The 16579-nt window shown below is 34.7% G+C and carries 16 protein-coding genes and 3 pseudogenes; 8 read left to right on the top strand and 11 right to left on the bottom strand.

Annotated elements, in window-relative coordinates:
• Window positions 1–306 precede the first annotated feature (306 nt).
• The 7 genes and pseudogenes from ACP26N_RS16355 to ACP26N_RS16325 all read right to left on the bottom strand — a co-directional run bounded on the left by ACP26N_RS16355 (window position 307) and on the right by ACP26N_RS16325 (window position 3105).
• A complete protein-coding gene (locus ACP26N_RS16355; protein ID WP_426355528.1) occupies window positions 307–507 on the bottom strand; it encodes a transposase in 201 nt (66 codons plus the stop codon).
• 236 nt (window positions 508–743) lie between these two features.
• Complete coding sequence (locus ACP26N_RS16350; protein ID WP_426355452.1) at window positions 744–932, bottom strand: DinB family protein; 189 nt, start codon at window positions 930–932, stop codon at window positions 744–746.
• The gene (locus ACP26N_RS16345) at window positions 932–1258 is read right to left on the bottom strand and encodes a DinB family protein (protein ID WP_426355450.1); all 327 of its coding nucleotides are present in this window, start codon (window positions 1256–1258) and stop codon (window positions 932–934) included. The genes ACP26N_RS16350 and ACP26N_RS16345 overlap by 1 nt, the downstream gene beginning before the upstream one ends.
• Before the next feature lie 79 nt (window positions 1259–1337).
• Window positions 1338–1772 (bottom strand): annotated as a pseudogene (locus ACP26N_RS16340) (WYL domain-containing protein); the annotation flags it as partial.
• A gap of 12 nt (window positions 1773–1784) precedes the next feature.
• On the bottom strand, window positions 1785–2243 hold the full coding sequence (locus ACP26N_RS16335; RefSeq protein ID WP_426355449.1) for a helix-turn-helix transcriptional regulator: 459 nt from the start codon (window positions 2241–2243) through the stop codon (window positions 1785–1787).
• A 250-nt stretch (window positions 2244–2493) separates the two neighbouring features.
• A pseudogene (locus tag ACP26N_RS16330) lies at window positions 2494–2604 on the bottom strand (hypothetical protein); the annotation flags it as partial.
• A 69-nt stretch (window positions 2605–2673) separates the two neighbouring features.
• A complete protein-coding gene (locus tag ACP26N_RS16325) occupies window positions 2674–3105 on the bottom strand; it encodes a hypothetical protein (protein ID WP_426355447.1) in 432 nt (143 codons plus the stop codon).
• 1225 nt (window positions 3106–4330) lie between these two features.
• Here ACP26N_RS16325 and ACP26N_RS16320 point away from each other — a divergent pair.
• The 4 genes and pseudogenes from ACP26N_RS16320 to ACP26N_RS16305 all read left to right on the top strand — a co-directional run.
• A complete protein-coding gene (locus tag ACP26N_RS16320; RefSeq protein ID WP_426355445.1) occupies window positions 4331–5953 on the top strand; it encodes a hypothetical protein in 1623 nt (540 codons plus the stop codon).
• A gap of 29 nt (window positions 5954–5982) precedes the next feature.
• Window positions 5983–7146, top strand: coding sequence for a DGQHR domain-containing protein (locus ACP26N_RS16315; protein ID WP_426355443.1), 1164 nt, complete (start codon window positions 5983–5985; stop codon window positions 7144–7146).
• A 670-nt stretch (window positions 7147–7816) separates the two neighbouring features.
• Window positions 7817–8242, top strand: a complete 426-nt coding sequence (locus ACP26N_RS16310; protein ID WP_426355441.1) for an IS3 family transposase — start codon at window positions 7817–7819, stop codon at window positions 8240–8242.
• A 239-nt stretch (window positions 8243–8481) separates the two neighbouring features.
• Window positions 8482–8679, top strand: a pseudogene (locus ACP26N_RS16305) (IS3 family transposase); the annotation flags it as partial.
• A 97-nt stretch (window positions 8680–8776) separates the two neighbouring features.
• On the opposite strand, the gene ACP26N_RS16300 reads toward ACP26N_RS16305, so the two are convergent.
• The 3 genes from ACP26N_RS16300 to ACP26N_RS16290 all read right to left on the bottom strand — a co-directional run bounded on the left by ACP26N_RS16300 (window position 8777) and on the right by ACP26N_RS16290 (window position 11048).
• Window positions 8777–9199: a hypothetical protein gene (locus ACP26N_RS16300; RefSeq protein WP_426355440.1), complete on the bottom strand. Its 423-nt coding sequence runs from the start codon at window positions 9197–9199 to the stop codon at window positions 8777–8779.
• Window positions 9192–9929 carry a hypothetical protein gene (locus ACP26N_RS16295; protein WP_426355439.1) on the bottom strand — a complete coding sequence of 246 codons (738 nt, stop codon included), beginning with the start codon at window positions 9927–9929 and terminating at the stop codon, window positions 9192–9194. Before ACP26N_RS16295 ends, ACP26N_RS16300 begins: the two co-directional genes overlap by 8 nt.
• A gap of 99 nt (window positions 9930–10028) precedes the next feature.
• Window positions 10029–11048, bottom strand: coding sequence for a tyrosine-type recombinase/integrase (locus tag ACP26N_RS16290; RefSeq protein WP_426355437.1), 1020 nt, complete (start codon window positions 11046–11048; stop codon window positions 10029–10031).
• Window positions 11049–11549: 501 nt separating this feature from the next.
• On the opposite strand from ACP26N_RS16290, the gene ACP26N_RS16285 reads away from it, so the two are divergent.
• Window positions 11550–11915 (top strand): GntR family transcriptional regulator, encoded by a 366-nt coding sequence (locus tag ACP26N_RS16285; RefSeq protein ID WP_426355435.1) that lies wholly within the window; start codon window positions 11550–11552, stop codon window positions 11913–11915.
• Between the two features lie 351 nt (window positions 11916–12266).
• Here the strand turns inward: ACP26N_RS16285 and ACP26N_RS16280 are convergent, their stop codons facing one another.
• Window positions 12267–13247: a transposase gene (locus tag ACP26N_RS16280; protein ID WP_426355434.1), complete on the bottom strand. Its 981-nt coding sequence runs from the start codon at window positions 13245–13247 to the stop codon at window positions 12267–12269.
• Between the two features lie 397 nt (window positions 13248–13644).
• Here ACP26N_RS16280 and ACP26N_RS16275 point away from each other — a divergent pair, with 397 nt between their 5' ends.
• The 3 genes from ACP26N_RS16275 to ACP26N_RS16265 all read left to right on the top strand — a co-directional run bounded on the left by ACP26N_RS16275 (window position 13645) and on the right by ACP26N_RS16265 (window position 16569).
• Complete coding sequence (locus ACP26N_RS16275; RefSeq protein WP_426355527.1) at window positions 13645–14043, top strand: hypothetical protein; 399 nt, start codon at window positions 13645–13647, stop codon at window positions 14041–14043.
• Between the two features lie 1489 nt (window positions 14044–15532).
• Entirely contained in the window at window positions 15533–16021 is a 489-nt protein-coding gene (locus ACP26N_RS16270) for a helix-turn-helix domain-containing protein (RefSeq protein ID WP_426355525.1), read from the top strand.
• A 353-nt stretch (window positions 16022–16374) separates the two neighbouring features.
• Window positions 16375–16569 carry a hypothetical protein gene (locus ACP26N_RS16265; RefSeq protein WP_426355524.1) on the top strand — a complete coding sequence of 65 codons (195 nt, stop codon included), beginning with the start codon at window positions 16375–16377 and terminating at the stop codon, window positions 16567–16569.
• Window positions 16570–16579: the final 10 nt, after the last annotated feature.

Genomic DNA, 16579 nt, shown 5'->3' with positions numbered 1-16579 from the left:
CGTGCGCCGGCGCACGCTTTTTATCTAATTGACAGCTATTAATAAACATCCTTGAACGAAATTTTAAAATGAATGTTTCACGTGAAACAAACTTTTGAAGTTATTATTAATTGTCTAACTGAAAAAAATGTGTGTTATTATATGAATTTTTTATTGATATTAGATGTCTAAAACAAAAAGTGTGCGCCGGCGCACACTTTTTTAAATTGTAGATAAATCCTCATTTCGTAATTGAAATGAGGATTTGTTGTATGTAATTCCTACTAAAGCGTAGTGAAGAAATGGGATCCCTGTAGAATACCAAGACTAATGCGTAAGCTTTTTGAGATTCAAGACAATAAAAGTAAGCATCGCTTGAAGCGTCGTTTTTTTCAGACCCCGATAGCGGATCCAACGCATGCTATGCTTCTCTTTGGTGTCTGCGGATACATGCTCAATTGTTTCTTGACGCTTTCGGTACAGCGTGCGATTCAAACCTATATGCCTGAGATATTCTATTTTATCCATCGCTTCTTGCCAGAGATGACGATGAATGACTTTTCTGTGATTGCGACTCTGCAGAAAAGCGAAGGACGCGATGATTGTCCCCAACAAACGATTCATGAAGAATAAAAAAGCACAATCATTCTCGCTAAAGAAAAATTGCACTTTGTCTTCAGTCTGAAAAAAGCGTGCGCTGGCGCACACTTTTATTTCTTAAAAACAATAATTTCTAATTGATTATTAAACATTATTATGATCCTTTATAATTTAACTGTTTTATCTTTATACCAAAAAATAGAATAATCTATCATGAGTGAAATTTCATTTTGTTGTCTAAGCATAGTAGTAATATTACCTAGATGATACGTCCCATGATTAGATACGTGTAAAAGAATTTCTTCAAACGTCGTTTGCCGTGGACCAGACCAAGGATTATTTACATCTATCATCACAGCGAGATCAGATTCTCGTACATGAAGGTTTGATACTGTAAGGCTAGTTCTTTAAATGCAACTTTAAATTCATCTACTGTATACGCATCAGTAGTTGGTAATTGAGTCATTGCTTCTTCCAATGCGTGTTGAAAATCTGCTTTTTTTAATATCTGAATCCACATGGTATCAACAGCAAGGATATGGCTGAGGGTTTTAGCAATAGTGGGATAAGAGCTTTTGATCTCCTTTTTTATAACTTCTTTCGGCAATTCATTTAGATGATCTAACATCGTGCTCATTGCCCATTCATGATAAGAATACATCGTTTTTCCAGCGTTCATTCAAATCGCTCCTTTAGTTGTAGTAGTAATCGTTATCTAACTACGTTCAGTATAAAAAAGGATATATGACAACTGATTGTCATATATCCTCATATAAATTCATTATTTTTTTAGCTTCGTTTTTTAAGACGTCTTGTAAGTATAAAGGTTGAATGACTACTACGCCTGATCGGAAACTTAACAATATGTTAATGAGCCATTCTGCATGTAATGGTGTAGGTAACATTAATATCACTGTGATACTACCATCTTCCTCTTGCATCATAGAGTCATGTTGAAAATGATTTAGTACCAAGTGAATGGATTGAGGATGGACACGTAAAATGACACGCTCTTTTGGATGGACAACTACTGGTAGCTCCTTGGGTAAACGATGAGCGTTCTTAATTGGGGTTGTTAGTCTCTCAAGGTTAAGTATATGTGAGACTTTAAACTCGCGATAGTCGTTTCTTAAATGGCAATAAGCGTATAGATACCACGTTCGGAACTTATATTGTAGTGAAAGAGGATCTACCTCTCGAGTAGTCTATTCATTTTGAGAGCTAATATACTGAAAACAGACACGTGTTGATTCTTTAATGCTTTTTTGAAGATCGATTAAAAAAGAGGGATCGACTGAGAAGTGAATTAAATCAATATGCAGATGATTCTTTTGTTCTTCTGATGTGAGAATGGATAGACGATCAACTGTCTTTTTAAGATCTTGATCATTTAATTGATTCCATAAATTTTTGACTAAAGACAACACCTCAAGCATAGAAGAAGCGTCTAAAAAAGTTTTATCCCATTTGTAATTCTCTATAATACCAAATCCACCGTTTGTTCCATGGTATGAGACAACAGGAATACCAGCTGCACTAATGGTTTCGATATCTCTATAAATTGTTCTCTGAGAGACATTTAATTCTTCAGCTAGTTGTGAAGCAGAAATGGTAGAGCGATGGAGTAACTTAAAAATAATAGTCAGTAATCGTTCAAGTTTCAATGGATTCTCCTTTACGTTAAACACAACGGAAGTTTTTATGTACATCTTTAAATTATAGATGAATTATTTTTAATTAATAATTGAAACGCGTTTAGTATCATCAAAAATAATATGAAATAACAAAAAGTATGCGCCGGCGCATACTTTTTGTTATTTCACTTACCACATGGTTGTTTGGGAAATTTAATCATTTATTTTATCTTAAGTAGATCTATCAATTATAATGCGCAAGAAAATTCATACACGCTTGTCAATTCCAATCGCAAGCATTTCCGTCGTTATCACGATCTAAGTCATGGGGATCATCCATAGAGCCTCCGGCAACAAGATAAAAATCTTGAGCGGCCTGTGCACTGGAAAAATCTCTACAATCTCAGTCTGCGCCATATGGATCGAATTCTAGATCTGTTGTCATATCTTCTTCTACATATTATTCATCAGTAGCTAGATTTTCCAACGCTACTGTCGATTCAATACTTGATAAGGATGATTCAAGTCCATTGACTTTCTCTTCGGGAGCAATTCGTTTTGTTTCTTCTTCTTTGAGTTCACTCTCAAGAGCAGAGCGTTTACCTGCTTCATCTTGATAGCTTTCAACTGTTTGCAGACGTATTTTTTTCCATACTAATTCATTTTTCAATTTTTTTGTTTCTTGTTGCTGCTTTTTTAGTTTAAGTTGTGTGTCCTTTAAAGACATTTCTAACTCTTTTGACTCTTTCTTTAATGATTCCAATATCTTTGTTTCTTTGGTAGAAGATCCGACTTCTATTTTTTGAGGCTCATTTATTCTATCTATCATATAGATAGAAATTGCAAAAGCAATGAATACGCCTAGCAAAACGACAAAGGTTGGATGTTTCACTGGATTTCGAAGCCTTGATTAAAAGTAAAAATATAGACCAATTGCTGAAATCAATAAGCCAATGAAACTCCAAAAGGTGAAAGTGAAGAGTAAAAGATAGACGATTGCAATCATGACGAGAAATAAATACTTTTCGGATAGTCATAAGTTTAGTTCTTTTAAAAATATTTGTATTTTTATTGTATATATTTACAAGAGGAAATAGATTGAAAATTTATAGTTCTTCTTAAAAAAATCGCTTGCAATGCTCGATTACTAATGTGAATAAAATATAAGCCATTTCTGAGTAAATATAGTCGATAATTTTTATGGAAATAGACTTACACTAATCTAAGCCACTTAAAAGTAATCAGAAAAGGCTGTTTGTCGTAGTTGATACACATAGGACTGTCTATCGGGAAATTGGGCAAGATGCGGTAGAGGAGAAAAGAATGAGTCATTACTTAGATAATGACAAAGGCATTTAACGTATCAAAACACTTAACTCTTACACAGTTGTGCAGAACTCCAATGCTAGTATGGAAAAGAAAATGAATCATTGATTAATTTGGTACGTTTTTATTAAAAAAGTAATAAAATCATCAAATAGAGCACGTATAACTTTAAGACAAAACAAATCAAGTAATCAACACGAAGAGAGAAGACAACATAATTACCGCTTAATAGTTCTCATACGATGATTACGCAAGATAAGCTTTACTACATTGCAAACATCAATAATTCGGAGTTCTAGGTCACGTAATCGCTCTGCAAAATCGAAGCGCTTGTATATTAAGATATTATCAAAGAAAAAAATGATAATTAGGATCGTCTAGTATAAGATATGACCGTAACAAAACAGTCCGGATAAGATAATGAACCTTTTTTACGCTCGATCTTTAAATAGATACAAACAAATAGACCAACTAAAATTTAAAAGGCTATAGTAAAAAGTAACAGATAAATGGTAGCAATCACGAATAGTAGGAATATATTTCGATTGTTCATGAATAGTTCTCTTGTCTATATTGAATAAATACAGTATATCGATATCTTTAATCATAAAAACTGAATATAGATTTTATATCAAGTACTCACCATTTAGGGTTTAAGTCAAACAATTAAAGGTAATCGCTTTTTATTAATTAAACATGTTACAATTATAGTAATTATTTGTATTTTTCAAATTTTTATTGGGTGTATATGTTATTTCATAATTTTATTAAATAAAGGTGGATTGTTTTATATGACTAGTATAAAAATATATATTAATAATGTTCAAAAAGAATATGAAACAAAAAAAAATGATTATGATGAAAAAAAATTACTAATCGAAAAATTTCTTGAGGATAATTTTTTATCTGAAATAAATTTAAGCAATGTAAATTTATCTTCTAGAGTGAAGTCTGCTCAAAGTTTAGGAGAAAAAATAATTAGGAAAAATGATTACATTAATTATAAAACTAACATACAAGGTTTAATCGATAATTTAAAAGATCCTATTGGTATTAGATTAACATGCTTATTAGATAGTCATGAAATAAAGCTTTATGAAGAATTAAGAAGAGTTTTTTGTGTGGAAAAGGAGATTAATGGTAAAAAATATTTTGTTGTTAATGGTGATGTATCTGAAGATTACCTAGCAATTGCACATCAAAATCAACCTGAAAAACAAAAAAATGAAAAAGATATATTTCGAATGGAATGTAAATGGGTTGATGCAGACTCAATGATGAATGTTGAATTACAATTAAAGTCACTAGTACACATGTTTTGGGGAGAAATTGAACATGAAATAATGTATAAAAATTATAATTTCAATAAAGATGAAGATTTTTTCACCAAAATATTAAATAATATGAGTGAGTTGCTTCACCTTGTGGACGGTGAATTAGAAAGTATACAAAGTCACTTAGTGTCACAAAAAGATATTAATGGTAATGTAAGAAAAACTGATTACTTTATTCAAGAACTGAATTTACATATACAACCTATGATTGATTCTGTATTAGGAGTTTCCATTGATCTAAGAGACGTATATCAATTGATTACTAAAATCAATAACTATGATCCTGTTAATTTTGTTGGATTTTTTAAAATGGCTATGTTACATAATTTGGATCAAATTGAAATATCTACAGAAGACTTCGAAAACATTGAAGCATGCCTAATAAATAATAATCATGAAAGAAGCTATTTTTGCTACGAAATTAATAAACACGTTTCTCAACAAATAAGAAATGGGAATATTCATTGGATGATAGCTTTTATAGTTTTTTATAAAATAAAAAATGTAGATAAAATGGGAGCTTTCGTAGAATTTATTGATTTGTTGTATAAACCATTTAGTGACACATTTAATTTACTGCATGAAGATATTGCACCAGATATGAATAAAAATTTAAGTGCAGATGACGAAGAAAAGAGACTAAAGCTTATTTTCGATATCATTCAAAATGCATTAAAAAAAGTGTTCAATAAAATTTTAAACAAAAATAAACAATTTGAGTTGTTTTTAGGCGATCAAACAACAGATTTATTAAAAGATATAGCATCTTTGAAAATTTTGTTTGCCTTTACTGCAGAAAATCTAGATTTTATTAAACTCCAGTCTAATATAGACGCAATAACAAAGTATGTTGAAGACTACTTCTTACTAACTATAAACTTTAAATATTTTTCAAACAATAATGAAAATGTTTCTAAACAGTTTGAAGAATTGCTTAATACCGATGGTGATTGGTTAATTCCATTAGAGGATGACGAAAGAAAAGAAATTGTTTCTTTATTAGATCAAAATCATTTAACAGAAGACGATAAGAATAAAATAGTTAAGTCTTTAATAGATAGAATCGAAGGATTTGAGTAACTAAAATTAGATTTGAAAGGAAACTAAATATGATAATAAACAGCTATACAAAATTCACTCAAAATAATAAAAAATTTTATTTAACAAAAATAAAAATTCATGAAATTTTAGAAAATTATGTTGTAGATGTATATCAACCAGATACAGAAGAGGGTTATCAAAGACCACCAATATCAGCACACTATAAAAAGTTCGGGAAATATATTTTAAATAATATAGATACATTTACACTACCACAATCAATTTTAGTAGCAGTATCTAAAGAATTTATAAATAATGATACTGAAAAGTTAGTTATTTCTGATAAATTAAGAATAGTTGATGGTCAACATAGGATCGAGGGATTTAAGTTTTTAAAATCAAATTTTCCAAGTGAATATAAAAAAATTGAAAATATCGAAATACCCACCACAATTATGATTGTAGATAATGATACAGATCGTAAGAAAAAACAAGAAATAGAGGCATTTATAAATCTAAATAGTAAAGGTAAAAAAGTAAGTACCGATTTAGCTTTAAATATATTGGATCTTATAACAGAGAGTAAAGATAATGATTTAAACATTGATGATATTAGTGAAGATTCTAAAAGAATATTTATATTGAAACACATTAAAGAGTATTCTTTAAACGTTAGTTTGAGAGCAGCAAAAAAGTTGAATTTAGATTCTAATTCTCTTTGGTACGATGGTATTATCATGACTCCAGGTGAATCTTATAAAATTATAAGTATCAATGCTTTCCAAAAATCTTTAATTCAATTATGCGAAGATTTTATGGAAAAAATATTTTATGAAAAAGGTTTAATATTTGATGCAGATAGTAACGATGATAAACTTACAGAAGAATTTAAAGCGTTTATTGAGAATATTTGGGTAATAAACTCTCGAAAATGGAGTGATTGTTTTAATTTATCCGAAGAATATTTAAGTCCAAAATATAATAAAAAATTCAATATTCAGAAAGGGATTGGATTATTTAGCCTTCATATAATTGCTAAAGAATCTCTAAACTCATCTGAAAGTATATCTGATGCAATTAAGTTGTACGAACGTACCATTAATGACTCAAAAGTAGTTTCAAATGATTGGATAATTGGAGGGAAGTTCAGTACATTCAACTCTCAGCAAGGATTTTCAAAATTATCAAAAATTATTAAAAATGAGTCTATAGAAGCTGATGAAAGTAAATAATTTATTATAAGTTAGAATTTAACCAATTTCTAACTCGAAAAATCGCTTTCTGATTAATAAAATGGCTGATAATTTCCTTTTTCTGAACTGAACCCTGAATGGTGGACACTTGATAAAAGACCCCATTCGGGGTTTTTTGTGTTTAAAGATATCGATATACTGTACCTATTCAATTTAGACGGGAGAACTATTCATGAACAGACGCACCTTCAATCCAGATCCAATCAGACAACTTGAAGCGAATCTTCACGTAGCCTCTGTATCAGATCGTACGATTCAATACAAAGGAGAATTTAGGATTCACGCTGTACGTGAGAATTTAGCTGGTAAGCGACTTTGACCTGGCCATGATCGGTAAGCAAACGCCGATCGAAGCGCTGAAACGGTGGCGGAAGACATATCGTATTTATGGAGAAGAAGGACTCTTGAATGAGAGACGTGGAAAATCAAATCTTGGAGGTCGACCGAAAAAAGACGATTCCGTCGAACGACGACTTGCGAGAGCTGAAGCACGAATCAAGTACCTCACAGCGGAGAATGAATTACTAAAAAAGCTCGAAGCTCTCGAAAGAGAGGCGAAGTACCGAAACTAGCGGCATCTGAACGCTATCAGGCAATCAATATTGTCTTACGAAAACAATCGTCGGGTCGGTTCGTGACGGATCTATGTATGCTCACTGAAGTGAGCCGCAGTGGTTATTATGACGGGCTCGCACGTACGGATAGTGTTTTCCTTCGGAAAGAACGCGACTATGCGGACTACCTCCTTCTGAAACGTGTTCATGATCGTCATAAGGGAAAAATCTGCTATCGTGGTCTTTACATGGAGATGCTTGATCTTATCGGGGGACCGATGAATCATAAACGTATTTTGCGTATCGTGAGGAAGTTTAGAATCGTGACGAAAATCCGTAGGCAGAACGCTTATCATACAATCGCTAAAGCGACATGTGAACATAAGACTGTACCAAACCACTTGACCGTCGGTTCGATCAGCAGGAGCCTGGTAAGGTATTCGTTTCGTACATCACTTATCTACGAATTGGATCTGCCAAACTTTTTATCTCTCTTGAGAGGGGGATATCGCTACTCGTGAAAGTGTGGTAAATAGTGTAGTGAAAAGCCTTCATATGGAAATTGTGCTTCATACAACGAATTAAATCTCAGAATGACTTTTAAAAAATGTATACTTAAAAATGGTGATACATTACGATCAAAGATTCCACTATTCGCATCCTGGCTTATCAAACACGCATTCGTGAGGTTGAAATGCTTCAATCCATGTCTCGTAGAGTAAAGTGCCTGGATAATACCTCAATGTAATCGTTCTTCGGCCACTTGAAAGATTATGTCGATTATAAATTAGCATCTGACCTCGATGAGGTCTGTGCCATGGTCAATGCTTACATTGATTATTGCAATAGCAAACGAAGACAATGGGAACTAAAAAAGATGACTCCGGTACAATACCGAAGCCATCTTATAACAGCTTACAACGTTAAGGGCGCTTTAATTAAACTGTCCAAACTCTAGGGCTTAGTCCATTACCAGAAAAATCGCATTTTATTTTTATTTTTTTAAATAAGTAAATAAGTGTCAATGAAAATATTCTGTGTTATTAATTTGGAGTTTACGGGGTGTTGTGTCTTCTAACTTCATTATCTACCTGCATAAGCCATGATGAGTTGATACTTGTGATAGATGGACCATGTTGTAAATTTTGCTGTAAACGCCCGAAAATGTCTGCGTTTAAACTAGAAGGATTACACAATAGACTATTTGGAAGAACAATCTGTTCTACCTTAAAGAATGTATCGCAAGATATTGTAGTAGGTACTTTAAATGGGTGACCAGTATCCGACGAGTCTACTTTTAATATCACCTTAGGTACTCTTTTAAGAGCGTGGTGTGGCTTAAAAGTTTGACAAGAAAGAAGGAATTTATCGTCTCCATGTTTTTTAGCACAAACATACATGTGAGTTCTCTTTGCTAGCTCTGCTGATTTATCAGGATAAGGAATACGCAATTTTATTACATCCGATGGACTAATCAACCCTAAACCCCTCCACTTCATCAAAAGTAATGTAAATAGGATTTTCAATATTTTGCTGCGAAGCATCAAGTATAATCTTTTCCAAACTACGTTCATAATCACTTAATTCAAGTCGTACTAAATCATCATTATTTATCAGAAAAATCCACTTACGTTCATTTCCTACTTGATTATTTTTTGAAATTTCTATTATTTCAAGATTATTAATATAGTCATCATTATAAACTTCTCTTAAAGTTATTATTGTAGAAATATCATCGAAAGAAATATCATGTTCTGAAAGAGAAATTTGATCAGACATGCGTGCTTCAATTTCAGTTTGTTTTACTTTCCAAACATCAAATTCATGAGTAAAAAGAGAAAGCTCATGATTATCGAATATTGATACCATAAAAGAAGAAAACTTTGCAATACTCTCATTTACGGTGAAAGTATCATTTGTATCAGAAGCAAAGATATTTTCGCTTTCGAAAAAGAATGCTTCACTTCTATATCTGTAATCCCCATAAAGTTCTGAGAAAACAGGTCCTCTTTGATATCCTTTCATGTAATCGAAAGAATAATCTTGACCCTCTACAAAAGAGGTTAATTCATAGAAAAATAAATATTTTTGAATGAATAGATTATCAAAGAATTTTGTCCGATTATTTTGCAACAACCACGAGAGAATGCTCAATCTCCTTTTTGATGTCACAATTCGTCCGAAATTTGAATTTTGTGTTTTAGTCATTTATATCCTCCTAATGACTTATTAGTATTACATAATTATTATTGCAAAGTATGTTGAAATTGACGTTATTTTTAAAAAAATGAATTAAATGAAAATGTTTTATTTATAAGGTAATGTACTTAAGTAAGTATTTTTCAACTGTTGAAGGTACGTGTTAGTAGTGTTGATTGATTCATGCCCAGAAATATTCATAACTTCGTAAAGTGGGGTACCGTTAGCTAATAATTTTGTTATGAACGAGCGCCGGAACCAATGAGGTGAATTACTTTGAAAATTTAATTGTTCAGCTGCTGAATTAGCTATTAATCTCAATGCTTCGTACGAAATAGAATTACAATTTGAATGTAAGTTAAAGCAAATATGAGGATTCATTATTCCTTCGAACTGCTTTAATTTTTCGAGACGTTGTATCAAATGAAATGAGTTATTAGATAAAGGAACACGTCGCCATTTTTCTCGCTTGCCTTTAAATTCAATATAATTCATAGAAGTAGTCTCGTGAATATGACCGATCTGAAGAGATAGTAATTCTGAAGCGCGCATTCCAGTCGTCAACAACAGGTAGCCCATCGTTTCGTTCCGCAGCTGCAATAGCTCACGGTTCTTTTTCTGCTTCACAGTGTGACGGAAGGCGAGGGCAATCGCCTCCATCTCGTCAAAGTCGATTTCGCGGCGGAGCGGCTCCGGCTTCATCTGGTCCTTCACCTGTAGTGACAGGTCGCGCGCGTGGTAGTCGTTGATGTGTAGGAATCGCAGGAAACGCCGCAGCATGGCATTACGGCGTTTAACGGTCCGCGGCGCATACTGATCGTGTACATCTTTTAAGTACTCGTGCAGGTTAAGGATCGTCAGCTGCTTGACACCTTCGGTCTTCGTCACAAAGAATCGCAGAATATAATCGAGATCTTGTTTGTAAGCCCGCTTGGTATGCGGGCTTTTTTGGCTATAAATCGGAAATAATTCTGTCGCCCAAAACAGTTCAAAGATCTCGAGGTCGCTCAGTGCTTTCATGTTTAAGTGATCATTTTCAAGTACCGCCAACAACTTTTCCCGGCTATCGGCAAATGCCAGTGTTGCTTCTTCTTTGATCACGACTTCATTCATTCCTTCTTCGTTCATGGTCTATCCTCCCATCGATCTACTCAACGCTTCCTCTTTTGACGCCTTTTTTATTCGTATGCTAAGTAAACCATCGATTATTTTTGTATTACATAAAATTATGTTTTATATACGTACGTATAAATGAAATAGGGCAATTAATAATTGTATTACATAATATTTCTATATTCAGTATAACAAATAGTTACTTGTGATAATCTACAATTATCACAAGTAAATTAAGATAAGTTCTCAATTAACATAACACTTTTATTGATTGGATAAAGCACGGACGTTGCAAGACGACGAGGGCTTACTCTTGTACTATTCCGAACTACTTTTGGTCTTATAATATATTATTCTTTTTTCATTGATATAGATTTGATCATTTGAAAGGACGAGGAGAGTCTTATATGAAGTAAGGTAAGAAAATATGTTGACTGAAATCTGTATTATTATAATAATACGGGTGTGATGTGTATTGCTGTTTTTATACAATATATTAGATGAAGGAGTGACGTCTTGCAATTTGATCAGAGAAGTCCAGTCTATCTACAAGTCATTCATGGGTTTAAGGAACAAATTGCGAGCAGAGAACTTACCTGCGGACAAGAAATTCCCTCACGACGTGCGCTTGCTACAAAATTAGGTATCAATCCGAACACAGCTCAGAAAGCCTATAAAAAGATGGAACAAGAGCAATTAATAATAACAGAACGTAATGTTCCAAGCAGAATTACAACCAATCCGCACATAGTGGACCGTGTGCGCTCCGAATTATTAAATGAAGCAGTTATACAATTTGTCACTTCGATGCAAGCAATTCAATTACCGTTTGAAGAAGTAGTAACAACAGTAAAAAAACATTTATCAAACAAACAATTATGACTAAAATGAGGTTGATTCTTGAAGTTCGTATATTACATTAACAAACTATGAGCGGAAGCTTACTACTCTTAATTATTTCTGTACTCTATAAAAAAATCTTAACCTATTTTAAAGTGATTATGGGATAGTACGTTTTAAATGAATGATCTCATAATGATTTTAAGAAAAGATGCATCGTCTGGAGTAAACCATACGCAATATAAAGGACATTTTAAAAAACTTAAACTGCTCCAAATAGATGATTCCTGTACTGTACGAGGGCACTGAAAAACCTGCGCGCTCTTCGAGCGTAATCAAGAGGAAAGACGATTGGTTCGACTCAGTCGATTCAATCGCCTTTTTCCTTTGCCATTAGTCTGTTTTTTCTTTTTGGAGACTGATAATTCGCTTCAAGTTGACCGCGATGATTGCCATCACGCTCTGCAACGTCATGCCTTTTAGGTCTGACGTTTTGTTTCGTGCCAAACCGTACGTATTCTTCAGTTGACTGTTCTTGGATTCAATCGCGTATCGTTTACGACGATACGCTTTGAATTCGTCAGTCTGTTCGTACTCAAGCTGGTCGCTGTGCTCCCTTGACTTCAACGATACGCTATACGTTTTAGATTTTGCTCCATCTTTATAACATCCCTCGCGCAACGGACAACATTTACATAATACGATATCGAAAAAGTGTGTCTCTTGTTGACTTGCACCTACATTCTTTTTGCCTGTTCGAGACTTTCGGACGGCCATGTGCCCGGCAGGGCAGACGTAGCGGTTTGCATCTTTATTATAGGTGAACCCCTCAGCTCGATTCGTAGAGACAGAAAAGACCCGTGGATTCAATGGAGCGACGAGCTTACATCCTTGCGAAGCGACAGAAACTAGGTTCTCACGACTAGAATCACCCACGATGTAGTCGAACTCGGCGCCAGCTATATGGCTCTTCTCAACGAGGCTGGTCAGTTGAATCCCATCTGCCGCTTCGCCGGACGTCACGATAACAGCTGTGATTACGCCCTCCTCGGTCATTGCGAGATGATGTTTGTAACCAAAGAACGAGGAGTCAGCGCTTTTATGCCCGGTCCGGGCATTCTTGTCCCTTGATACTCGCAACTCGAAGTGTGCATCCTCCGTCAGCACACGGACACGGTTCACCCGAGCCCGAATGTGCTCACGTGATATCAATTCAGGCATTTCGTATTCAACAGTTTCAGCTACAGCGAGCGCATACCCCAAGAGTTGGTCGATATCTTCTTCATCTACTTTCTCTGGGAAAAGTCCTTTCGTATTTAAGCCATCGCTTCTTCTTGAAGCACTAATAGCTTCAAGAAGAAGTTGTAATCTCATAAGATTTCTATCGAATCGTCCATCAAGTGTCTGTGCTATAAAAAGTTATTTGGACACATCATTGTTCGTGTCCACTTAAAGGTCATGGACTTAACACGCTCAATTAATCTTAGTTCATTAATCTCTTCTGATGTAAATCTCTTCTTCGATACCTTAAACTTTCACTCGATATGATTTGGTTCAATGTATATAAAATCTCTGATCGGTAGATTATTTTTCTTTCTAATAATTAGGTTACGGTCTAGCAGGTACAGAATACATTTTCAATTAATGATAATTTATCCTATTTTTTTATTTTGTGGGTAAAATAAACATTAATGAAGTGTTGACCTGAAAGTAATTGGAATTTAAACTTGAAAAGTAATTAAATTACATATGTGATAAAGGAGATAATTAAATGAAGAAATTATTGGTAAACTTAGTTGCTGCAGGGGCTATTTTGGGTACTTCAATAGTAGCGCATGCTGATGATCCAGGATGGCAATTTAAATATTCAGATACGTACATTATTGAAGATGATTCTTTGACTACACACATTAGAAGTTTAGATGGTGGTGGAGTTAAAATTTGTTTTGATGATGTAGATTATGAGTACACTGTAACTTTGAAGGAAGCTGATAAACTTAGTGACGATGATTATGTAGGTGCAAGAAAAAAATTGTATCCAAAATCAGATCAAAGACAATGTTTAGAATGGAGCAAGGTTAATTCAGAGGATGGTCCTGAAGAATTATACTTGAATTTATCAAGAAGTAGCTTTAAAAACGACAAAATTACAATTAGATGGTATGACTAATTTAATATAAATTAAAAAAAGAATATATTATTTTCAAATATTTTTTGTATAATTAATTCAAACATAAAACTCTAAATTCCAATGAAATAATTACAATTTTTCCTAATAGATTAGTCCACGTTAATACTTAAAAATTTCAACAGACTAATTATTAGTAAAGGGGCTTTCTCACAAGTGAGGACGTCTCTTGATCAAACTGAACGACGGGAGGGGGATGATTGGATTAAATCCGATATCTTACTCCCTTTTCTTTCTTTTACAATTGATGTATTAGACTAGTAGTGGTTTTTTGATCAGTTTTCGGAGATTATGAGCGATGGCTAATAACCCTAAATTTCAGTCTGCCCCATTCGAGACCATCAAGTCAAAATTGTCGGAAACTCCAGTTCTGTTTGATGGACCCTAACACAGGATAAACTTAGACTTTTGGCTTGATGAAAACAGATTTACCGAACGGATACTCAAAGGAAATTTCTTGCTGACCGACGACGAAGATACTCATTAATGAAAGGACAACCAGCACAATCGTGGTACACATATTGCTGTTGATCGATGATGTCTCCCGAGGCAGTTTGTTGATGTCGCGTCTTCTGAACGATACTCTTACCGGCGGAATAGGTAAGAGTATCGTTCATCTCGTCATATAGTCATTTTTCCGTCACGAAGGTATTCTCATGGTATCGTTTCTTTCACTCGCATTCATAGTTGTACTTGATTAAACTCGCGTAACCAAGTTCTAATAAAGAAAAGAAATTTTCTTCGGAACCGTATTCTTCGTCGGCAATGGTACACCTAGTCGCTGTTCGATCGTCGACAGAAGTTTTTCCATCTCTTTTAAATGAGAGATGAGACAACGAGCGTTCGTCGGAAGCTCTTAACTCCTGTAAAAAAGAATGCTGATTCTCGGTAGCAATCTGAATATTATATGCAGGCTTGAGTTACACAGATTGCTAATTGATTGGTATAGCACACTTGCCTATCAATCCAACCATCAATCTCTTTGACATTCTTCTTTAATTCTTTATCTTTTGGTATCTCATTTAGATGTCGCCCTATCAATTCATGTCCGAGGTCGAGTTTTTCGTTGAGCGCTTTTGGTATATTGATACGTTCGTCACCTTCCTCGAAAATTTGTGTCATCAATACATTGAACTTTTCTTTTATCTGACGTTGATAAATCATAACAAATAAGTAAAATTTGAATAGAAATGATGGATGATTCCGTGTAAAGAAGAAATCATCGGTTATTTAATTTAATTTAAGAGTGACTTGTGATTCAGTTCTTTTTTACATTTTAAAGTCACTGGAAGTACTATTAATTGATTTTGCTTAAAATTTAACTGATATACCTTGCTCGACAAATGTCGACTTTCGTAATATCTTTGACATATTAAATTAGTGATTGAATTAACTGAATAATCTGCTATATTCTATCTATCACCAGGAAAACATTGTCACATAGCAATTCTCAAAGGAAAGGAGCATGTATATGTACCGATTCGGAGAGTGGTTACGACGTGAACGTCTAGAACATGGTTGGAGTCAGGTAGAGTTGGCAGAGAAAACGTACGGAGAAGTCTCGCAGGCAGCTATCAGTGCCTACGAGCGGAATCGTTCACTTCCTTCCATCCTGGATGTCCAGAGTCTTGCGACAGCCTGTGAACAGACACTTGGATCCATCCCTTGGGATGAATTCGACTTGAGGATGGAGAAGAAACGAAACTGGTCGAATCTGAAGCAGGAACGTTTTGATTTAGCAGAACTCCCACTTGCGGATTCTGTCCGCACATTTGATGGTAAGACGTATCAACTGCACGGACGAATTGCGATTGAACAAGAGAGTAAGGAGACAAAGGAGATTGCGCAGCTCTATTATCGGATCCGCACTGTCGTCGGTGAGAATCAAGTCATTGCAAAACGGAAGCACCCGAATGATGAGTTGATTCATGTCTCACGTCGCAAACTAGTCCATCAGTAAGGTACCTCTGTATATTGTGATTTACTTATCGAATAACACAAACCATAACAAGAGGAAATGATGGTTGTAGCAGCAAATCGTTAAGGACAGTCCCTTCCAATCACATATCGGCGTGTCCCTCATCTGTGACCGAGTGAGCGGGATATACGCAGAAATGGTTTGGCGAGAGTCGCCTAAAACTCGCCCACAGGTTACGTATTCGTTGAGGGTCAGCGAAAAACCCTAGACAGATGTTCCGATACTGGACATCAGAGTTCGTGGGGAAACGTGCTCTAAACCCACCGCCTTGCTTCACTTCGACTGTCCTTAAGGATGTGCTGCTGCGCATCGATCTCAAGGAAGGAGTGTACGCCATGCCGACACGTGAACAGAAGCAGAACAAGACCTTTGCCGAGAAGTTGCTCCGGATCCAAGGGAAAGACTACGAAGAGTGGCTCGACACCCAGCATCAGCTCGTCATCCAAGAGAACCAAGAACTGATCTTAGAAGCACTCGACTCAAAACTGAACTTCACATCGTCTACGTCTACATCCGCGTCACGGGATTGAGAGGAGGAAA

The sequence above is a fragment of the Exiguobacterium sp. R-39 genome, from assembly GCF_049942815.1.
In the GTDB taxonomy this organism is placed as follows: domain Bacteria; phylum Bacillota; class Bacilli; order Exiguobacteriales; family Exiguobacteriaceae; genus Exiguobacterium_A.
Note: the sequence above shows the minus strand (reverse complement) of the source record. Positions and strands in the feature narration are given on the sequence as shown.